Raw genomic sequence first — 20,410 nt, forward strand, 5'->3', positions numbered from 1 at the left:
ACGTGCCGCAGGAGGTTGCTCCGGACGGGACTGTGTCGAAGAGCACCGTGCCGGACGGGACGGTCCCGGCCTCCGGGTCGAGGCGGAGCCGGTGGGGCCGCTGGACCCGACGGCGGCAGCACCTGGCGGTCGGCGCGCTGTTCCTGCTCGCCGCGGTCTGGGTGACCAGTCGAATCTGGCTGGACCCGGCCGGTCGGGTGGCGTCGCTCTACACCGGTGACCCGGCCCAGGTGCAGTTCTTCCTCGCCCACTCGGTACGGGTGGTGCTGCACGGCGAGTACCCGTTCTACACCGAGCAGTTCAACTACCCCGACGGCGTCAACCTGATGGCCAACACGGCGGTGCTGGCGCTGGGCATCCCGATGGTGCCGGTGACCCTGCTGTTCGGCCCGGCGGTTTCCTTCGTGGTGCTGGTGACGCTCGGCCTCGCGGGCACCGCCATGGCCTGGTACCTCGTGCTGCGCCGGCACATCGTGCGTACGCCGCTCGCGGCGGCCGTCGGTGGCTGGTTCTGCGGCTTCTCCCCGGCGATGCTCTCGCATGCGAGTTGGCACCCGAACATCATCAGCCAGTTCCTGCTGCCGTTCATCGTCTGGCGGGTCCTGGTGCTGACCCGCTCCCGCCGGCCGGTCCGCGACGGCGTGCTGCTGGCCCTGCTGGTCACCGCGCAGGCGTTCATCAACGAGGAGATCCTGCTCTTCACGGCGCTGGCCTGCGGGATCTTCCTGCTCGCAGTGGTGGCCCAGGAGCCGGTCCGCTGGCGGGCGGCGTGGCGACCGCTGGCCGCCGGTCTCGCCGCCTGCGCGCTGCTGGCCGGGGCGCTGCTGGCGTACCCGCTGTACGTGCAGTTCGCCGGGCCGATGGCGTACCACGGGCTCAGCGACGCGGTGCAGGACTACGGCAACGACATCGCCGCCTTCTTCGCGCCCGGCTCGGCCACCCTCGGCGGCAACCAGCGGGCCAACGTCAACCTGGCACCGAACTATTCGGAGGAGAACGCCTTCTTCGGCTGGAGCCTGTCGATGCTCGCCGTCGGCGTCGTGGTCTGGCTGCGTCGGGAGATGCTCGTCCGGGCGCTCGCCGCGACCGGCGCGTTCTTCGCCCTGCTCTCGCTCGGGGAGCAGATCTCCTGGTGGGACCGGGACCTGATCACCGGGCCGTGGGAGCTGCTGGTGCACCTGCCCCTGCTGGACGCGGTGGTGCCGACCCGGTTCGGTCTGATCACCACGGTGGTCATCGGTCTGCTGCTCGCGATCGCCGTCGAGCGGGCCTGGGTGCTGCGGCCGGCGGACCGGCGTACCGTGCGGACGCTCACCGCCGCCGGCCTCGCGTTCGCGCTGCTGCCGATCGCCCCGATGCCGCTGCGGATGGTCTCCCGGCCGCCGGTGCCGGAGTTCATCACCGCCGACCGGTGGCGGGCGTACGTCGGCCCGGACCAGACGCTCGTGCCGATCCCGGTGCCCAGCATGGGCAACACGCACGGCATGCGCTGGGCGGCGGCCACCAACCTCGACTTCAAGATCCCGGGCGGCTACTTCCTCGCCCCGCGCAACGGCAACACCGGTGACCCGGGTCGGTTCGGCGGCCGACCCAGCGGGGTGGGCCAGCTGCTGGAGGAGGTGGCGACCACCGGTCGTACCTCCAAACTGGACGACCGGCAGCGGCGGCGCTTCACGGACGAGCTGCGGCACTGGCGGGCGGCGATCCTGGTGCTCCCGGTCCGCCAGCAGAACGCCGAGCCGCTGCGGCGTACCGTCGAGGAGCTGGTCGGTCCCGGTCGCCAGGAGCTGGACGTCTGGGTGTGGGACGTCCGGACGCTGACCGACCGCTCGGTCTGATGACCACGGGAACGGCGCCGTCGACGACGCCGACCGATTCCCCGACCGGGCGCCCGCCACGGGCGGCGTGGCTGCCGGACGCGCTGGTGGTCGCCGGCTACCTGGCGCTGGCCGTGGTGCTGACCAGCCGGCAGTGGGGTCGTCCTGAGCGGCTCTTCCACCAGGCCGGTGACCAGGTGCTCTTCGAGTGGATGCTGGCCCACGCGGCGCATGCCGTGGTCGCCGGGGAGAACCCGCTGTTCAGCGCCGCCCTGAACGCGCCGTACGGCGTCAATTTGATGGCGAACACCTCGGTGCTCGGCCTGGGCGTCCCGCTGACCCCGGTCACGCTGCTGTTCGGCGCGCAGGTGGCGTTCTGCGTGGCGGTGGTCGGCTGTCTCGCCGGCACCGCCACCGCCTGGTACGCGCTGCTGCGCCGTCGACTCGTCTCCGCCCGCGTCGCGGCGGCGCTCGGCGGGCTGGTCTGTGGGTTCGCCCCCGGGATGGTCGCCCAGGCCTCCGCGCACCTGCACATCGCCGCCCAGTTCCTGCTGCCGGCGATCCTCGCCCTGGTGTTCCGGCCGCCGGCGCGGTCCGCAGCGGTGTGGCGGTCCGGTGTCGGCCTCGGGCTGTTGCTCGTCTGGCAGGTCTTCATCGGCGAGGAGGTGCTGGTCTTCCTGGCGCTCGCCGCCGGGGTGTTCGCGCTCGGCTACGCCCTCGCCGACCGGGCCGCGGCCCGTCGTCTCGCGCCGGCCCTGTTCGGTCGGCTCGCGGTGGCGGCCGGGGTGGGCGCGGTGCTGCTGGCGTACCCGCTGTGGTTCCAGTTCCGCGGACCGCAGCACTACACCGGGATGGCGTTCGCCGCGCACGGCTTCCAGCTCGACGCGGCGTCGTTCACCGCGTCAGCCCGGCAGACCGTGCTCGGGGACGACTGGCTGCCGGGTCTGCTCTCGCCGAACCCGACCGAGGAGAACTCGTTCTTCGGCCCCGGACTCCTGGTCCTCGCCGTCGTGGTCGTCCTCTGGCTGTGGCGGCGACCGCTGGTCCGCGCGTTGGCCGGCTGCGGTGTGGTCTTCGCCCTGCTGTCGCTCGGCACCGACCTGCGGGTGGACGGCACCGCCACCGGCATTCCGGGCCCGTACCGGCTCGTCGCCGGGCTGCCGCTGCTCGACCTCGCGGTGCCGGCCCGGTTCGCGCTGGTCTGCGTGCCGGTGCTCGGCATCCTGGTGGCGCTGTTCGTGGACCGTGTCGCCGGGTCCCGCCGGACGGCCGTGCCGGGACTGCCGGTCCGGTTGGTGTGGGTGCCGGTGGTGGCCGCCGCGTTGCTGCCGCTGACGCCGACACCGATCCGGGTGGTTCCGGTCGCGCCGGTGCCGGTCTTCGTCGCCGAGGGCGGCTGGCGACCGCTGGTGCCACCCGGACGGACCGTGGTGGCGGTGCCCCCGGTCACCGGGGCCGCGCTGAGCCCGGTGATGCTCTGGTCGGCGCGCACCGGGCTGTCGTTCGACGCACCGGGCGGGTACTTCATCGGGCCGAGCGGGCCGGCCGACCCGGCGGCCCGCTGGGGCGCCCCGGACCGGCCCACCGCCGTGCTGCTGCGCCGGGTCGCCGAGACCGGCGTGACACCGGTGCTCGGCGAGGCCGACCGTCGCCAGGCCGTCGAGGATCTGCGGTTCTGGCGAGCGGCGGTCGTGGTGCTCGGCCGGCTGCCGAACGGCGACGCCGTCCGGCGGACCGTCGACGACCTGCTCGGCGCGGGTCGTCCGGTCGACGGCGGGTGGCTGTGGGACGTGCGGCCCGTCGTCGGTTGATCAGCCGACCAGGGCGCGGACGTCCCAGATCCAGACGTCGTCGACCCGCTGCGGCGGCCCGAGCAGCGCGGTGACCAGCTCGCGCAGCACCGCCTCACGCGGGTGGGCGCCGAGCACCACCACCGACGCCCGCCAGAACCGCAGATCCTCGACGGCCTGCCGCCGGTTCTCGTCGGTGAGCGCGGGCAGGACCCCGGCGTCCATGGTGGAGTAGATGAGGCTGCTGGTCGGCCGGTTCGGCGCGCCGAAGACACCCTCACCCAGCTCGTTCGGGCCGATGAAGTAGCCGCCCGGAATGGGGAACTCCTGCCCGGTCAGGGCACTCCAGCGCAGCGTCGGCAGACCGTGCACGTTGCTCGGGATGGGCACCGGCACCAGGGTCCGGCCGGCCGGCACGTACGGCCGCCAGCCACCCGCCGTGATGAAGTGCGGCGGCGGGTCGATCTGCTGTGCGGGCAGCGGCCGGGGGAACAGCGGCAGCAGGGCGAGCGCGACCGCCGCGTACCCCAGCGGGCGCAGCCACCGTCGGCGCGGCGCGACCGGCGCGGTGGCCGGCTCCCCGGCGCGCGGGGCCGGCGCGACGCCCGCGCGGGCCTGGCGGGCCGCCGCATCCCAGAACAGCGCCAGCAGTACGCCCACCGCGGCGGCGACCACCAGGGCCAGCCGGGTCGGCATCATCATCTCGACCAGCGGCAGGTCGTCCGAGACGTACGACCACGGGCCGGGGATGTCGGTCTCCACCCCGTCGAAGCGCACCCACGGCCCGATCGACGCCACGGTGAACACCACGACGAGCACCGCGACGATCCGGGCGGCCAGCGAGCGGCGTACGAGCAGCACCAGAGCCACCAGCGAGAGCAGCACCAGCGGCCAGCCGAACCAGGTGTTCTGCTCGGTCAGCCCGATGGTCTTCTCCACCTCCGGAGTGCCCGCCCAGGTGTCCCGGGCGAAGGTCACGAACGCGACCAGGTCCTCGCCCCAGTTGTGGAAGACGCCACCCTGCAGGCCCCGGTAGGACTGGGGGCCGTCGAACTGGAACCAGATCGGGTACGCGGTGAGCGCCAGGGCCAGCCCGCCGGCCACGCCCAGCCCGGCCAGGAACGTACCGGCCATCGCGCGGGTCGCCCGGGGCCTCTGCACCGCGTACGCCAGCACGACGACGAGGCAGCCCAGCGCGGTGAGCAGCAGCATCTCCTCGTTGATGAAGATCTGGTACGCCACCAGCGCGCCGAGCACCAGCCCGTTGCGCCGCCACCGGCCCGGCTCGCCGAGGCGCAGCACCCGCACCACGATCAGCGGGAGCAGGAAGTTGGAGACGAAGTTGGGCTGGCCGTTGGCGTGGTGGATGACGCCCGGCGCGAAGCCGAGGAAGGCCCCACCCACGAAGGCCGCCGCCCGGGAGCGCACCAGGTGCCGCGACAGCATCCAGTACGCGGTTCCGGCGGTGGCGGCCAGCGCCCCACCCAGGTAGAGGGCGTACATCACCTGCGGACCGAGCAGCATGGTCAGCGGGGCCAGCGGCAGGGTCACCCCGAGCAGCGAGGTGTTGGCCATCATGTTCACCCCGTCCGGGGCGTTCTGCCGGGCCGTGAACAGCGGGTTCTCCAGGTGCCGCACCGAGTACGCGCCGTGCGCGAAGAGCCACTCGAACCAGCTGTGGTCGGTGGGCAGGTGCGACGAGACCCGGCCGGTCACGTCTCCCCAGTAGTTGAGGCAGACGAAGGCGCCCAGCAGCACATAGGCTCCGAGGGCCAACAGGTCGGCTCGGGCCGGGCGGCGTCGAGGCCGCCGTGTCGGCTCGACCTCGGCCGGCTCGGCGTCGGTCACGGGATTCAGCGAGGGGTCTACCACCGGCACAGCCACGACGCGCCATCGTACAGGCGAGGATGCGTCGCTTTTGCCGGGCCGGTACGCCCACGGCCGGTTTGCCGGGCCACGGCCGGTCGGCTGCACCGGCGATGGAGGGGACGGTCGTTGTCGATCATCGAGCTGGGCGAGATCCGGGACGAGCCCTCGTCGGCGCCGCCACCGGCCCGCCCGCCACGCGCCGTCGGCCGCCCCCTGCGTACCGTGGTCGTGCTGGTGCTGGCCCTGATCACCCTCGCCGGCGCGACACCGGTCCGGCACCGCGTCGTCACGTCGGTGCCGACCGCGTCGGGCGCCTCGGCGTACCTCACCGAGGACGGCATCGCGGTGGTCGACGCGTCCACGCCCAGCGGCGACCGGTACCTGAGCGTCTACGAGCAGCCCGGGCGCACGGGCGGGGATGTCGTGCGGCGTCGGTGGCGCGCACCCCTGGATCGCAGCGGTGACTTCGTGACCGTGTGGCTCCAACGCGGACTGCTGCTGGCGGTGGGTGTCAACGTCGCGAGCGGTGTGTTGGAGACCACCGCCTTCGATGCCGCGACCGGCCAGCGGCGCTGGCGGCACCCGGGGATCGCCCAGCGGGCCACCGACGGTGGCATGCTCCTCGCCAACGACACGGGCGACCGGCTGGGCACGGTGAGTCGGGTGGCGCCCGACACCGGCCGGCTCCTGTGGTCGGTGGCCGTGCCGTTCGGCGGCACCGAATTCCACCGCCGGGACGGCCAGGTCGACCAGGTGGTGTTCGTCCAGCCGACGGGCGAGGTGCAGGTGTACGACGCCGGCACCGGAGACCTGCGGCACAGCGTCGACACGTTGCCCGGTGACCGCTCGGCGTTCCAGCGGGTGCAGGTGGTGGACGACCTGGTGCTGCTCGTACCACCCGGCAGCACCGAGCTGGTCGCGTTCCGGTTGCCCACGATGGAACGCGCCTGGACGTCGCCGGTGCCCCTGGTGGCCTGGGCTGTCCCGTGCGCGGACCTGCTCTGCGTGGTCCAGCAGAGCGGCGGCATCCAGACCATCGACCCGACCACCGGAGCCATCCGCTGGTCGGACCCGGGGCCGGACATGCTCGTCGACGTCCGGGGGGACCGGCTGCTGGTGGCCGCGGCCGAGCAGCGGTACGCGGTGCGCGACGCGCGGACTGGACGGGACCGCGCCGAGCTGGGTCGGTGGCAGCTCGTGGACCAGGTACGCCGCGAGGACCCGCTGCTCGGCGTACGCCCGACGCCCGACGGCCGGCTCGTCGTGGCCGAACTGGACCTCGCCGCCGGCCGGACGCGGATCCTGGACGTCCTGCCGGGGACGGTCGGCGGATGCCAGGCCGCGCTGCCCGTCCTGCTCTGTCGCCGGCTCGACGGCTCGACCGCCCCGTGGAGCGCGGCCGCCCTCTGGAGGTTGTCCCGGTGACCGATGCGGTGATCGACCTGGGGGAGTTGCGGCACGGACCGGAGCGCGATCCGCTGCCCCGCCCACCTGCGGGGAGGGGACGCCGGACCCGCGCTGCGCTTGTCGCGCTGCTGGTGCTCGTCGGCCTGGCCGCGTCGACGCCGTATCCGCGGCGCGCGGCGGTGACCCTGTCGGCCTCCGCCGGTGCCGACGCGGTCGTCTTCGACGACGTCGTCTTCCTCGTCGAGCCGCTCGGGGCGACGCGGCAGTGGAGACTGACCGCGACCCGGCTGCCCGACGGCGAGCCTCTCTGGCGGACGTCGCTGCCGGCCGAGGGCCGGTACTGGGGGGTCGCCCGGTCCGGCGAGACGCTGCTGGCCATCGGGTACGAGACCGGCCCGGACGGCGCCGGGACGCTCACCGTCGCCCTGGACCCGCAGACCGGCGCGTACCGCTGGCAGCAGCCGGGCCGGCCGGCTGTTCTGCCCGACGGCGGGATCCTGCTGTGGTCCGCCGAGGACCAGGCCGTGGGTGCTCTGCGCGCCGTGGACGCGTGCTGCGGCACCGTGCGCTGGCAGGCGTCCGTCGCGGCCGGCGCCGACCTGACCCTGCGCGACGGCGATCACGGGGTGGACCGGGTGGTGCTCGTCCGTGCGAACGGGCAGGTCGAGGTGCGTGACGCGGCCACCGGAGCGGTGCTGACCCGCGCCAACCTGCCCGCGCCGCACGGCGGGACGCCTCGCGTCCTGCAGGTGGTGGCCGACCTGCTGGTGACCGTCGACGGCGCTCCCTCCGTCATCACGGCGTACGGGCTGGACCGCCTGGACCAGCGGTGGCGTACCCCCGCCACCGGAGCGACGTACGTGTCCGAGTGCGGCGTCGTCTTCTGCCTGGAGAGCGCCTCCGGCGGGCGGCGGACGATCGATGCCGCGACCGGTGAGCCACGGTGGGAGGACGACCACTGGGGATGGGTCTGGCCGCACACCGACCGGTTGCTGGCCACCGCGCAGAGCAGCGCCGGTCCGGGGACGCAGGAGCTCGTCGTGCTCGATCCGCCGACCGGCAAGGTGCTGGCGAAGCTGGGTCGCTGGGAGATCGTCCGGTACGACGCCGACGGCCCGCTGATCGGCGTACGCCCACATCCCGACGGCGGTCTGCTCGTGGCCGAGTTGGACGTCCGGGACGGCACGGTACGCGTGCTGGACGTGCTGCGGGACGCCGTCGGGGACTGCCGGGCCGCCACCGGCGTGCTGCTCTGTCGCCGTCGGGACGCCGACTTCGGGCTGTGGAGACTGCCGACCTGACCAGCGGCGGGTCCGGCGCGCCGGCGAGGGAGGATGGTTGCCCACCGGCACTAGGTTGTCGGTGGTCAGCAGCGAGGAGGCCGGCATGCGGGTACTGGTGGTCGAGGACGAACGCAACCTCGCCGACGCGATCGCGCGCGGCTTGCGTAAGCGGGGCATGGCGGTCGACGTGGCGTACGACGGCGACGCCGGCCACGAGGCGGCGTTCGTCACCCGGTACGACGTGGTGGTGCTCGACCGCGACCTGCCCGGCGTGCACGGCGACCAGATCTGCGCCGACCTCGCCGCCTCCGGGGCGTTGACCCGGGTGCTCATGTTGACCGCGAGCGGCACCGTGGCGGACCGGGTGGAGGGACTGCAACTCGGCGCGGACGACTACCTGCCCAAGCCGTTCGCGTTCGACGAGCTGGTCGCCCGCGTGCAGGCGCTGGGCCGGCGGGCCACCCCGGCCGCGCCACCGGTGCTCGAACTGGCCGACCTGGTGCTGGACCCGGCCCGCCGGGTCGCCACCCGTGCCGGTGTCCCGGTGGACCTGACCAACAAGGAGTTCGGCGTGCTCAGCGAGCTGCTCAAGGCCCGCGGCGCGGTGGTGTCCAGCGAGGAGCTGTTGGAGCGGGTCTGGGACGCCAACACCGACCCGTTCACCACCATCGTCCGGGTGACCGTCATGACCCTGCGCAAGAAGCTCGGTGATCCGCCGTTGATCGAGACGGTGGTGGGGGCGGGTTACCGCACCGCAGAGGTGCTGCCGTGACCCGGCCGGGACGGCTGCGGCCCACCCTGCGGCTGCGGTTGACCCTGCTCAACGGTGTGCTGCTGGTCGGTGCGGGCGCGATCCTGGTGGTGCTGGCCTGGCTGCTGGTCCGCGACGCGCTGCGGCCCACCGACGAGTTGCTGCCCGGCACGACCGTGGTGCTCTCCGACGGCGGCAGGATGGACGCGGCCCAGTGGCAACGCGAACTGGTCGACGCCGCCTCCGGGGAGCTGCTGGCCAAGGGCCTGGTCGCGCTCGTGGCGATCAGCGTGGTGGGGGTGGCCGGCGCGTACGCGGTGGCCGGCCGGGCGCTGCGACCCCTGCACCAGGTCACCGCGACCGCTCAGCGGCTCGGCGAGGCCACCCTGGACCAGCGCATCGGCTACTCGGGCGCGGACGACGAGGTGGCCGAGCTGGCGAAGACGTTCGACGCGATGCTGGACCGGATCGCGTCCGCGTTCGAGGCGCAGAAGCGGTTCGTGGCGAACGCCTCGCACGAGCTGCGTACCCCGCTCGCCGTCATGCGGACCGAGATCGACGTGACGCTCAGCGACGACGACGCGGACGCCGCCGAGTACCGCCGGATGGCGACCGTGGTCCGGGACGCCTCCGAGCGGGCGAACAGCCTGGTGGACGCGCTGCTGGTGCTGGCCCGCAGCGAGGCCCAGGCCGGCGGGCGGCTGGGCCGGCGCAGCGAGTGCGACCTGGCGACGGGCACCGCCAACGCGCTGTCCGCGATGCGCCGCGAGGTCGAGCGGATCGGCCTGCGGGTGCAGACGTCACTGCAGACCGCGCCGGTGGTCGGCGACCCGGGGTTGCTCGACCGGCTGGCCGGCAACCTCATCGAGAACGCCGTCCGCTACAACCACCTGCACGGGCGGCTCTGGGTACGTACGGGCACCGACGGCGACCGCTCCTGGCTGGTGGTGGGCAACACCGGTTTCGAGGTGGACCAGGCCGACGTACCGGGGCTGTTCGAGCCGTTCCGGCGCGGCGGTCGGGAGCGCACCGGGGCACGCGGCTCCGGCCTGGGGCTGTCCATCGTCCGCGCGGTCTGTCAGGCGCACGGCGGAACGGTCCGGGTCCTCGCCCAGCCCGGCGGTGGCCTGGAGGTGACCGTCACGCTGCCCTCGGCCGACGCGGTGCCGGCGGTGACCGACGCCCGGGACCCGGTGCGCTGACCGCCACCCGGCCCGGGGTTGCCACACCGGCGGCCCGGTGCGAAGATCACGACGTCAGCTCGAAGGCGAGGAAGGGGGTGCGACCGATGTCCATCGTCATGACAACCGCGCCCCGCACCGCCGGCTGACCCAGATCGACGCGGGGCGCCTCCACCGGTAACGGAGGGACCCGTGTATCCACGGATCCACAACGTCAGTTTCGACTGCCACGACACGTACGCCCTGTCCGGCTTCTGGTCCGCCGTGCTGGGCGCCGACCGTCGGCACGCCGACGGCACCGGCTGGGTCGTGCTTGCCGACCCGGAGGGCAACGAGTTCTGCGTGCTGCGCAGCGCCGCCGAGCGGACGCGCGCAGCCAGTGAGGAGACCCCACAGTGAGTGCTCGGATCCACAACATCAGTGTCGACTGTTCCGACACGTATGCCCTGGCCAGCTTCTGGTCGCAGGTCTTCGACTGCCCGATGCAGCCGGACGACTTCCCCGGCGACCCGGAGGCGATGCTGCTGCCGCCGGGCGGCCCCGAGGTGCTGTTCATCGCCGTGCCCGAGGGCAAGGCGGTGAAGAACCGGCTGCACCTGGACCTGGAGCCCGCCGACCGGACCCGGGCCGAGGAGGTCGAGCGGCTGCTCGGCATCGGCGCGGTGCACGTCGCCGACCAGATCCGGCCGGACGGTTCCGGCTGGGTGGTGCTTGCCGACCCGGAGGGCAACGAGTTCTGCGTGCTGCGCAGCGCCGCCGAGCGGGCCGCCACACCGATGGAGCCGGCGGGCGAGTAGTGCCGGCGTACGGCGGGACGCCGCGACCGCGACGTCCCGCCGTACCCAGCCTGGCGCGTCAGCGCTGGGGCACCGAGAAGTCCTCGGCCGGAGTGGTGTCGCCGGCGCCGTCCGTGCTCGCGTGCACGCCCATGCCACGGGCGGCGAAGACCCGCCAGATCTCCCGCTGTCCGCGGCCGTGGTTGACCACCCGGTCGGCCAGCAGGATCGCGTCGCGCATGTCCAGGTAGGACGGGTCCGTCGGGGAGAGTTCCATCGCCCGGGTGATCAGCGAGCGGGCCAGCCGGCTGCCGATCGCGGCCCGCAGGTCCCAGAGGGTCTGCGCCCAGATCTCACCGTCGGCGTGGATCTCCGGCTCGGTGGTGCCCGGTACGGTCGTCGAGTTGCGGATCTTGCCGTAGTCGCCGTAGGTGTAGCCGCCCGAGCCTGCGGCGGGGTTGCCGGCACAGACCGGCTCGGTGCTGCCCACCGGGCAGTCCATCGCCTCGCTGCGCACCGAACGGCCGTTCAGGATGTAGTCGCCCTCGCGGACGTCACCGTCGACGGCGTCGTCCCGCTCGAGACCGCTGTCGACCAGGTAGTCCAGGCCGTACCAGTCGCTCCACGCCTCGTACATCGCCTGGGCCTGGGCGCTGATCAGGGTCGAGTTGCCGTTGGCGTCGACCACCAGGCGATCGGACAGTCCGTGGGTGTACTCGTGGTAGAGGATGTCCGCAGTGTCGCCGGAGTTACCGGCGAGAACGCTTGCCGACTTGTTGAACAGGTACATCTGCATGCGCGGCGCCATGCCGTCCGGTGGGGTGGTCATGTTGGCGTTGTTGGCGTGCTTGCTGTCCGGCAGACCGTTGGCGGTGTCCGCGCCGTCCATCGCCTCGGCGACCACCGCGTCGCCGTCGACCGCCTCGAAGTTGCCCGCCGCCCGGGTGAAGCCGATCGGTGCGGCCGCGAGGTGGTCGTGCCAGGTGCCCAGGAAGGCGAAGAGCTGCGCCGCGTTCTGCGCACGGTTGGTCTGCCAGGAGTACGGCACCGTCGGGTCCCACGAGCACTGCCGTTGCGCCGAACACGGGGCGCCCACCTGGTCGGAGAAGTTCGTGAACGGGAAGTCGAAGCTGCTGGCGGCGTTCGGCGTCACCTCCTCCGACGCCTGCGCGACGTTGTCGGCGTTCACGTCGGAGTAGACGTGCCCGACGTTCCCCTCCAGCCTGGTCGCGTTCGGCGGCAACCACCTGTTCAGGTCGACCGGGCGCTGGGTTCCGCCGACCGGGGCGCCCGGGTAGTTCTGCCACGTCGTCGCGTGGTGGTTGGCGACCATGCTCCGCTGGAAGAGGACGGCGCTGTCGGCCGCGTCCACCACGCTGAGGTAGCCGCCGTCCATGTCGACCACCTCCCACGCCAGTCTCGGGCCGGCCTTCGTGTGGAAGACGACCGGGCGGGCGCGACCGCCGTCGGAGAAGGTGGTGGACGACGCGGTCCGGGAGCGTACGGTCGCACTAGCGCCGGACCCGGTGGGTGTCGCGGCCCGGCGGGCGGCGACCGCGTCCACGGTCGGCGTGCCGAGCGTGGCGGGCAGCCCGGCCAGCGGCGCGCCGTCGACCGCGACCAGTCGGCCGTCCCTGGTGACGTGGGCCTTGAGGCCGTTGCCGACGACGTCCACCCCGTTCACGCGCTGCACGAAGCTCAGGTGGTGGGTGCCTTCGATGTCGACGTAGTCCTTGCGGAGCCGCAGGGCGGCGATCTCGCCGAGGGTCAGGCCGACGACCGAGCGGTGGGCCGCCAGATAGTCGCGGGCGATCCGTTCGGGGGCGGCGCCGCTCGGCCCGGTCAGGTAACCGTCGAGCCGGGCCAGCCGCCGCAGCGTCGCGGTGTCGCGGTCGATCTCGACGACGCCCGCCGCGCCGAGACTCGCCCGCAGCGAGTTCGCCGCCGCGGCGACCCTGGCGTCCGGGGACGCGGCCTGCGCGTTGATCGGCAGCAGCGCGGACGCGAGCAGGACGCCCGTCGCCGCCGCGACACCGCGCCGGATGATGGTTGAGCCCACTGTCGTACTCCAATGCTCATGCAGGCATCAATGACGCGACAGACGCTAAACGTCCGTAATGGACATCCACTTGATCGGCGACCGTGGCAGAGTCGGGGTGCGCGGCAGGTACGGCGAGGCCCCGGTCACCCGAGGGTGACCGGGGCCCGTTCGCGTACGGGTCAGGAGCGCTGCTCGATCTGGCCCCGGATGCCGACGAACTCCGCCTTGGCCTCTTCGGCCGTCTTGAAGTACATGACCACCAGGCCCACGCTGCCCCGGTCGGCCCAGACGCAGACACCGAGCGGCACGCTCTCGGCCTTGCCGTCGCCGCAGCGCGCGTCACCGCCCAGCGGTCCCGCCTCGACCGCCGTCATGTTGGTCACCGTCAGCTCGCTGCTGAGCCCGGTGACCGCCTCGTCCAGCTCCTTCTTCGGGTCGGCCATCACGCCGGACACCGCCGCGATGAGCAGCAGGTCCTGCTTGGTCGGGTCGCCGTAGAACCCGCCGACCGCGCTGGTCTCGTTCTGCACCTCGGACTTCATGTCGGTGACCATCTGGTCGGCGACCGTCTGCAACTGTGGGTCGGTGTTCTTCGCCCGGCCGGCGAGCGTGGCCGGCGCGACGACCCGGGTCTTGGTGGCGTCGACGACGTCGCCGACCTCGTCCTTGACGGTGAACCAGATGGCCGCCGCCCCGCCGAGGCAGAGCACGAGCAGCACGGCGAGCGCGATCAGAATGATCTTGCCGACGTTCGACTTCTTCGGCGGCGGACCGGCCAGGTGCGGGCCGCCGTACGGCTGGCCCGGCTGGGGCGCGAAGCCCGGCTGCTGCGGCCAACCACCGGGCTGCTGCTGCGGGGGCGGGAAGCCCGGCTGCTGCGGCCAACCGGGCTGGGGCGGGCCGGGTTGCTGACCCGGCTGCTGCGGCGCTGCCGGCTGGCCCGGCTGGTACGGCGCTGCCGGCTGGCCCGGCTGCTGCGGCGGGGTGGGGGAGTCGTGCGGCGGGCCGAAGGGATTGGCCGGCGGCTGGGACATCAGTCAGCTCCAGGATGGGGTGCGAAGCGCGTGATCGTAACCCGGCACGCATCCCGACCGGGTACCCGCCCAGATGCCGCCGGCCGCCACTTCCGCCCGAAAAGCGTCGCGGTGGCCGGCCCGGTCCACGAGGGACGGTCCGACCACCGCGACGGTAAAGCTGATCGGTCAGGCGGGCAGGCTCGCCGCCCCGCGCGGCAGGAACCGCCGGCCGGTGACCCGCTCGGAGGTGCCGGTGCGGTCCAGGTACGGCGTGACGCCGCCCAGGTGGAACGGCCAGCCGGCGCCCAGGATCATGCACAGGTCGATGTCCTGCGCCTCGGCGACCACACCCTCGTCCAGCATCAGCCGGATCTCCTGCGCGAGCGCGTCGAGGGCGTTCTGCCGTACCTGCTCGGCGGTCAGCGGTTGGTCGCCGACCACCAGCAGCTTGGCGACCTCGGCGTTGACCTGGTCGTCGACGACGAGCGGCTGACCCGAGTCGGCGATCCGCTTGAGGTTCTCGCTGACGCCGTACCGGTCCGGGTAGGCGGCGTGCAGGGTGCCTCCGACGTGGTACGCCACGGCCGGCCCGACGAGCTGGAGCAGGGCGAGCGGCCGCATCGGCAGGCCCAGCGGGTCCAGGGCGCTGTCCGCGACGTCCAGCGGGGTGCCGGCGTCCACGGCCGCGAAGACGGTACCCAGGAAGCGGGTGAGCAGCCGGTTCACCACGAACGCCGGGGCGTCCTTGACCAGCACGCTCGACTTCTTGAGCTGCTTGCCGACCGCGAACGCGGTGGCCAGGGTGGCGTCGTCGGTGCGTTCGCCCCGGACGATCTCCAGCAGCGGCAGCACGGCCACCGGGTTGAAGAAGTGGAAGCCGACCACCCGCTCCGGGTGCTCCAACTCCGCCGCCATCTCGGTGATCGACAGCGAGCTGGTGTTGGTGGCGAGCACCGCCTCCGGCGAGACGATCTTCTCCAGCTCGGCCCACACCTGCTTCTTGACGCCCAGGTCCTCGAAGACCGCCTCGATGACGAAGTCCGCGTCGGCGAAAGTGCTCTTGTCGACCGTGCCGCTGACCAGGCCGTACAGCTTGGCGGCCGTGCCCTTGTCCATCCGGCCCTTGGTGACGGCCTTCTCGATCTGGGTGTGCACGTAGCCGACGCCCTTGTCCACCCGTGCCTGGTCGAGGTCGGTCATGACGACCGGCACCTGGAGGCGGCGGGCGAACAGCAGCGCCAACTGGCTGGCCATCAGGCCGGCCCCGACGATGCCGACCTTGGTGACCGGGCGGGCCAGGCCCTTGTCCGGCGCGCCGGCCGGCCGCTTGGCCCGCCGCTGCACCAGGTCGAACGCGTACAGGCCGCTGCGCAGCTCCTCGGAGAAGACCAGGTCCGCCAGGGCCTCGTCCTCGGCGGCGGTGCCGGTGGCGAAGTCGGCGTCCTTGGCCGTCTCCAACAGGTCCAACGCCTTGTACGCGGCCGGGACCGCGCCGTGCAGCCGCTGGTTCAGCGTCTCGCGGGCGAAGTAGAGCACGCCCGCCCACATGTCCTTGTCGACCTCGGGTCGGGTGACCGTGACCTGGCCGCGCACCACACCGGCGGCCCATTCGAGCGACCGCTCCAGGAAGTCGGCCGGTTCCAGCAGCACGTCCGCGATGCCCAGCTCGGCGGCCTGCTTCGGCTTGAGCATCTTGTTCTGCATCAGCGGGTTCTGAATGATCACCTGCGTGGCGGCGGGGATGCCGATCAGGTTCGGCAGCAGCTGCGTGCCGCCCCAGCCGGGCACCAGCCCGAGGGAGACCTCCGGCAGCGCCAGCGCCGCCGCACCGCCGGAGAGCGTCCGGTAGTGGCAGTGCAGGGCCAGCTCCAGACCGCCACCCATGGCCGCGCCGTTGACGAACGCGAACGTGGGCACGGTGCTGTCCTTGAGCCGGGCGAAGACCCGGTGTCCGAGCCGGCCGATCTCCAGCGCCTGCGCGCGGTCGGCGAGCTGCGGCAGCCCGACGATGTCCGCACCGACACAGAAGATGTACGGCTTGCCGGTGACCGCGATGAACGCCGGGTCGGCGGCGAGCGCGGCGCTGATCGCCTCGTCGAGGCTCGCCAGGCCGGCTGGGCCGAAGGTGTTCGGCTTGGTGTGGTCGAAGCCGTTGTCCAGGGTGATCAGCGCGGCGGGCCGGTCCAGACCCGGCACGTTCACCTGACGCAGCAGCGCCTTCGTGACAACCTCGTTCGCTGCCTTCACTTGTCGCCACCCTCCCAGTGCGGGTTCTCCCAGATGACCGTGCCGCCCATGCCGATGCCGATGCACATGGCGGTCAGGCCGTAGCGGACCTCGGGGTGCTCGGCAAACTGGCGGGCCAGCTGGGTCATCAGCCGTACGCCGGACGAGGCGAGCGGGTGGCCGATGGCGATCGCGCCGCCCCACGGGTTGACCCGCGGGTCGTCGTCGGCGATGCCGAAGTGGTCGAGGAAGGCGAGCACCTGCACGGCGAACGCCTCGTTCAGCTCGAACAGGCCGATGTCGTCGATGCCGAGCCCGGCCAGGCGCAGGGCCTTCTCCGTCGACGGGATCGGCCCGACGCCCATCACCTCCGGCTCCACGCCGACGAAGCCGAACGACACCAGCCGCATGGCGACCGGCAGGCCCAGCTCGCGGGCGGTGGCCTCGTCGGCGAGCAGGCTCGCGGTGGCGCCGTCGTTCAGGCCGGCCGCGTTGCCCGCGGTGACCTTGCCGTGCGGACGGAACGGGGTCTTGAGGGTGGCGAGCTTCTCCAGGGAGGTGTCCCGGGGCGCCTCGTCCACCGTGGCCAGACCCCAGGCGCCCTCGGCGTCGCGGACGGACATCGGCACCAGGTCGTCCTGGAGCTTGCCGTTGGCGTACGCCTTGGCGGTCTTCTGCTGCGAGGCGAGCGCGAACGCGTCGGTGCGCTCCTTGGTGATGTGCGGGACCAGGTCGTGCAGGTTCTCCGCGGTCGCGCCCATCACCAGTGCGGAAGGGTCCACCAGCTTCTCGGCCACGATGCGCGGGTTGGGGTCGACGCCCTCGCCCATCGGGTGGCGGCCCATGTGCTCGACGCCACCGGCGATGGCGACGTCGTACGCACCCATGGCGATGCCGCTGGCCACGGTCGTCACGGCGGTCATCGCGCCGGCGCACATCCGGTCGATGGCGAAACCGGGCACGGTCTTCGGCAGCCCGGCCAGCAGAGCGGCGGTCCGGCCGATGGTGAGGCCCTGGTCGCCGATCTGGGTGGTGGCCGCGATCGCGACCTCCTCGACCCGCTCCGGCGGCAGCTGCGGGTTGCGGCGCAGCAGTTCCCGGATGCAGCGGATCACCAGGTCGTCGGCGCGGGTGTTGGCGTACATGCCACCCGCCTTGCCGAATGGGGTACGGACGCCGTCGACGAAGACGACATCCCGAACTTCACGGGGCACTTGAGCCTCCTTCTCGACCACAATTCGGCCTCCGCGCCGCTGGGCGGCGCTCCGGACCGAATGAGGGTCGGCCGGGCGGGGCACGTCACCCGGAATGCTACTCGCCAGTAACCAACCCCGTCCCGACGCCCCACTGTGGCCCACCCCACAACCCGCCCCACCCTGCCCCCGGCTGGTCCGCCCATCGGTTCGCCGATCATGAAGTTGTTGTCACGACACGCCGATGCCGGTGGCAATAACTTCATGATCAACGGCGTCAACGGCGGCCGGGGGTGGCCGGGCGGGGGTCAGGGGATCGGGTTGGGGGCCAGGGCCTCGGTGAGGGCTGCGTTGAGCAGGCCGATCTGCCACTCCCGGGCGTTGAACCCGCGCAGCGCCTCGGCCACGGTGGCCTCGGTGATCTCCTCCGGCGGGCTCCAGGCCAGCCGACGGACCGAATCCGGGGTGATCAGGTTTTCCGGGGGCAGGTTGTGCTCGCCCGCGATCCGGACCACCACCTCCCGGCAGCGGGCCAACCGACCGGCCGCCACCGGGTCCCGCTCGGCCCACCGGTGCGGCGGGGGCGGACCCTCCACCGTCGGGGTGACCGGCAGGGCGTCGTCCGGCAGCTCCCGGGCGTCGTCGAGCGCCGCCAGCCAGGTGCGGGCCAGCCGGCGGACCGATCGGCCACCGAAACCGGGCAGCGTCAGCAGCGTCTTCTCGTCCTTCGGGTCCAGCTCGGCCGCCGCGACGATGGCCGAGTCGGGCAGCACCCGACCGGGCGCGGCGTCGCGGCGAGCGGCGATCTGGTCCCGGGCGTACCACAGCGAGCGGACCCGGGCCTGGGCCCGCGCACCGCGTACCCGGTGGATGCCGGACGTCCGCCGCCACGGTTCGGCGCGTACCCGGGGCGGCCGGGCGCCGGTCCGGACCAGGGCGGCGAACTCCTCCGCAGCCCACGCCGACTTGCCCTGCCGGGCCAGCTCGGCGTCGAGCGCGTCCCGCAGATCGGTGAGCATCTCCACGTCGAGCGCGGCGTAGGTCAGCCACGACTCGGGCAGCGGACGACTCGACCAGTCGGCCGCCGAGTGGTGCTTCTCCAGGGTGAAACCGAGTAGCTGCTCGGTCAGCGCGGCCAGGCCGACCCGCTCGAACCCGGCCAGCCGAGCGGCCAGTTCCGTGTCGAACAGCCGGCGGGGGCGCAGCCCCACCTCGGCCAGACACGGCAGGTCCTGGCTGGCCGCGTGGAGCACCCACTCGGCCTCGCCGATCACCGCGTCGAGCGTGCTGAGGTCGGGCAGCGGCAGCGGGTCGATCAGGGCCGTGCCGGCACCCGCGCGGCGTAGCTGCACGAGGTACGCGCGCTGGCTGTAGCGGTAGCCCGAGGCGCGTTCGGCGTCCAGGGCAACCGGACCGGTGCCCGCCGCGAAGCGGGCCACGACCTCGGCGAGTTCGGCCGGGGTGGCCACTGGTTCGGGGGTGCCGTCACGCGGGGCGGTCAGCGGAACGGGCCCACCGTCGGTCGGGTCGGGCCCCTCGCCCGCCGGCTGCGGCTGGGCCGACGGCGGGTGCTGGGGTGCGGTGCCCGGAGGTTCTGCGGTGGGCCGACGGCGCAGGGGTGGTTCGTCGGTCACCTGCCAACCCTAGTGCGCGCACCGATCCCGCGTGCGCAGCCGGTCCGGCGTGTGTCGGCCAGGTGTCCGCAAGGTGTCCGTTCGGATGCCGGACATCGGGGGAGACAAAGCCCGTTCGCGCAGGTACGGTCCATCGAGCCGTCGGCCCCCTGTCGGGTGACGCCCGGGGACGACGGCCGCACGGGGAGACCACGGGGAAGGGCACGACGATCATGACGGCTGGTTTCGGTGCGGGGGACGGACGACCGATGGGCGCCGACCCGGACGCCATGAGCGGTCCTGCCGCCGAACGGCCCGGCCCGCTGCCCCCACGCATCGAACCGCAGCCACCGGTCGGCGCCACCTGGTCCGGCACGCCCGGCGGCACCGAGCAACCCACGGCCGTCCCGGCACCGCGTACCGGATGGGCGGCGCCACCCAACAGCGGGCAGTGGGGCCAGGGCGCCGCGCCGGCCGGACCGCCCTCGCCGCCGTCGGGGCCGGCGCCCTACCCGGCGTACGGTGCCGCGCCCTACGCGCCGGGCACACCCGCGTCGCACGGCGGCGGCTACCCGCCGGCCGGGGACCTGGCCGCCCCGCCGTCGTACCCCGCCGGTCAGGCCGGCTGGCCGGGGGCCACCCCGCCGCCCGTCCGACCGACCCGACGCCGCTGGCCGGTCGTGCTGGCCACGGTGCTCATCGTCGCGCTGGCCGCGGTGGCCGGCGTGCAGGCGTACCAACTCGACCGGCTCGGTGACCGGCTCGCCGAGACCGACGGTCGGCTGGCACAGGCCCAGGACGGCGACGGCGCCCGCCTCGACGGCCTGGAGAAGCGCGCGGACGCCCTGGAGAAGCAGGCCGGCGCCGCGTTCAACCCGGAGGCGGTGGCGACCGCCGTGCTGCCCAGCGTGTTCCGGGTGCGGGCCGGTCAGTTCACCGGCAGCGCGTTCGCGGTGGGCAAGCCGGCGGCCGGCGGTGGCACCAACCTGTTCACCAACTTCCACGTGGTCGAGGCGGTGTGGGAGGGCGGCGGACGCGAGGTCTTCCTGGAACGCACGGACCAGCGTTTCCCGGCCACCATCGTCAAGGTCGACAAGACCAACGACGTGGCGCACCTGCGGACCACCGGCAAGTTCACCGGCCTGGTCACCGCGCCCACCGCCGTGAAGTCCGGCCAGCAGATCGTCGTCGTCGGCGCTCCGCTCGGCCTGGAGGACAGCGTCACCACCGGTGTGGTGAGCGCGTTGCGCGCCGCCCAGGGTGGCTCCGGTCCGGCCATCCAGTTCGACGCGCCGATCAACCCCGGCAACTCCGGCGGCCCGGTGATCAACGGCAGCAAGCAGGTGGTCGGCATCGCCACCGCCAAGGCGCGCGACGCCGAGGGCATCGGGCTGGCCGTACCGATCAAGGTCGCCTGCGACGGTTTCAAGATCTGCTGACCCGCGGC

General features: G+C 73.2%; 15 protein-coding genes. 9 read left to right on the plus strand and 6 right to left on the minus strand.

All coding sequences use genetic code 11. The annotated features are described in order from the left end of the window. The first annotated feature begins 32 nt into the window (after positions 1–32). Together ACN263_RS06780 and ACN263_RS06785 are read left to right on the plus strand one after the other, a co-directional pair. Positions 33–1,838: a hypothetical protein gene (locus tag ACN263_RS06780; RefSeq protein ID WP_422740615.1), complete on the plus strand. Its 1,806-nt coding sequence runs from the start codon at positions 33–35 to the stop codon at positions 1,836–1,838. Then, on the plus strand, positions 1,838–3,628 hold the full coding sequence (locus ACN263_RS06785) for a hypothetical protein (protein WP_422738961.1): 1,791 nt from the start codon (positions 1,838–1,840) through the stop codon (positions 3,626–3,628). Before ACN263_RS06780 ends, ACN263_RS06785 begins: the two co-directional genes overlap by 1 nt. Here ACN263_RS06785 and ACN263_RS06790 read toward each other — a convergent pair whose 3' ends face one another. Then, positions 3,629–5,485, minus strand: a complete 1,857-nt coding sequence (locus ACN263_RS06790; RefSeq protein ID WP_422740616.1) for a hypothetical protein — start codon at positions 5,483–5,485, stop codon at positions 3,629–3,631. It abuts the gene before it with no gap. 117 nt (positions 5,486–5,602) lie between these two features. On the opposite strand from ACN263_RS06790, the gene ACN263_RS06795 reads away from it, so the two are divergent. From ACN263_RS06795 to ACN263_RS06820, 6 genes are all read left to right on the plus strand, one after another. Then, positions 5,603–6,901, plus strand: a complete 1,299-nt coding sequence (locus ACN263_RS06795; protein WP_422738962.1) for a PQQ-binding-like beta-propeller repeat protein — start codon at positions 5,603–5,605, stop codon at positions 6,899–6,901. Then, the gene (locus ACN263_RS06800; RefSeq protein ID WP_422738963.1) at positions 6,898–8,184 is read left to right on the plus strand and encodes a PQQ-binding-like beta-propeller repeat protein; all 1,287 of its coding nucleotides are present in this window, start codon (positions 6,898–6,900) and stop codon (positions 8,182–8,184) included. The genes ACN263_RS06795 and ACN263_RS06800 overlap by 4 nt, the downstream gene beginning before the upstream one ends. 85 nt (positions 8,185–8,269) lie before the next feature. Next, positions 8,270–8,938, plus strand: a complete 669-nt coding sequence (locus ACN263_RS06805; RefSeq protein ID WP_355053305.1) for a response regulator transcription factor — start codon at positions 8,270–8,272, stop codon at positions 8,936–8,938. After that, the gene (locus tag ACN263_RS06810; RefSeq protein WP_422738964.1) at positions 8,935–10,119 is read left to right on the plus strand and encodes a sensor histidine kinase; all 1,185 of its coding nucleotides are present in this window, start codon (positions 8,935–8,937) and stop codon (positions 10,117–10,119) included. Before ACN263_RS06805 ends, ACN263_RS06810 begins: the two co-directional genes overlap by 4 nt. Positions 10,120–10,290: 171 nt before the next feature. After that, the gene (locus ACN263_RS06815) at positions 10,291–10,497 is read left to right on the plus strand and encodes a VOC family protein (RefSeq protein ID WP_422738965.1); all 207 of its coding nucleotides are present in this window, start codon (positions 10,291–10,293) and stop codon (positions 10,495–10,497) included. After that, positions 10,494–10,895, plus strand: coding sequence for a VOC family protein (locus ACN263_RS06820; RefSeq protein WP_422738966.1), 402 nt, complete (start codon positions 10,494–10,496; stop codon positions 10,893–10,895). The genes ACN263_RS06815 and ACN263_RS06820 overlap by 4 nt, the downstream gene beginning before the upstream one ends. A 58-nt stretch (positions 10,896–10,953) precedes the next feature. Here ACN263_RS06820 and ACN263_RS06825 read toward each other — a convergent pair whose 3' ends face one another. The 5 genes from ACN263_RS06825 to ACN263_RS06845 all read right to left on the minus strand — a co-directional run bounded on the left by ACN263_RS06825 (position 10,954) and on the right by ACN263_RS06845 (position 18,984). Continuing rightward, entirely contained in the window at positions 10,954–12,933 is a 1,980-nt protein-coding gene (locus tag ACN263_RS06825) for a M36 family metallopeptidase (protein ID WP_422738967.1), read from the minus strand. A 161-nt stretch (positions 12,934–13,094) separates the two neighbouring features. Next, positions 13,095–13,949, minus strand: a complete 855-nt coding sequence (locus ACN263_RS06830) for a hypothetical protein (protein WP_422738968.1) — start codon at positions 13,947–13,949, stop codon at positions 13,095–13,097. A 168-nt stretch (positions 13,950–14,117) separates the two neighbouring features. Then, entirely contained in the window at positions 14,118–16,178 is a 2,061-nt protein-coding gene (locus ACN263_RS06835) for a 3-hydroxyacyl-CoA dehydrogenase NAD-binding domain-containing protein (protein ID WP_422738969.1), read from the minus strand. Beyond that, positions 16,175–17,371, minus strand: coding sequence for a thiolase family protein (locus tag ACN263_RS06840; RefSeq protein ID WP_422738970.1), 1,197 nt, complete (start codon positions 17,369–17,371; stop codon positions 16,175–16,177). The genes ACN263_RS06835 and ACN263_RS06840 overlap by 4 nt, the downstream gene beginning before the upstream one ends. A 287-nt stretch (positions 17,372–17,658) precedes the next feature. Further along, the gene (locus ACN263_RS06845; protein ID WP_422738971.1) at positions 17,659–18,984 is read right to left on the minus strand and encodes a ribonuclease D; all 1,326 of its coding nucleotides are present in this window, start codon (positions 18,982–18,984) and stop codon (positions 17,659–17,661) included. Positions 18,985–19,196: 212 nt separating this feature from the next. On the opposite strand from ACN263_RS06845, the gene ACN263_RS06850 reads away from it, so the two are divergent. Then, a complete protein-coding gene (locus ACN263_RS06850; protein WP_422738972.1) occupies positions 19,197–20,402 on the plus strand; it encodes a trypsin-like peptidase domain-containing protein in 1,206 nt (401 codons plus the stop codon). Positions 20,403–20,410 lie beyond the last annotated feature (8 nt).

This window comes from Micromonospora sp. WMMD729 (assembly GCF_049315225.1).
Classification (GTDB): domain Bacteria; phylum Actinomycetota; class Actinomycetes; order Mycobacteriales; family Micromonosporaceae; genus Micromonospora.

Excerpts from the sequence above, each read along its gene's own strand:
- ACN263_RS06785 (WP_422738961.1), top strand. The coding sequence starts at position 1,838 with ATGACCACGGGAACGGCGCCGTCGACGACGCCGACCGATTCCCCGACC.
- ACN263_RS06805 (WP_355053305.1), top strand. The coding sequence starts at position 8,270 with ATGCGGGTACTGGTGGTCGAGGACGAACGCAACCTCGCCGACGCGATC.
- ACN263_RS06830 (WP_422738968.1), bottom strand. The coding sequence starts at position 13,949 with ATGTCCCAGCCGCCGGCCAATCCCTTCGGCCCGCCGCACGACTCCCCC.
- ACN263_RS06850 (WP_422738972.1), top strand. The coding sequence starts at position 19,197 with ATGACGGCTGGTTTCGGTGCGGGGGACGGACGACCGATGGGCGCCGAC.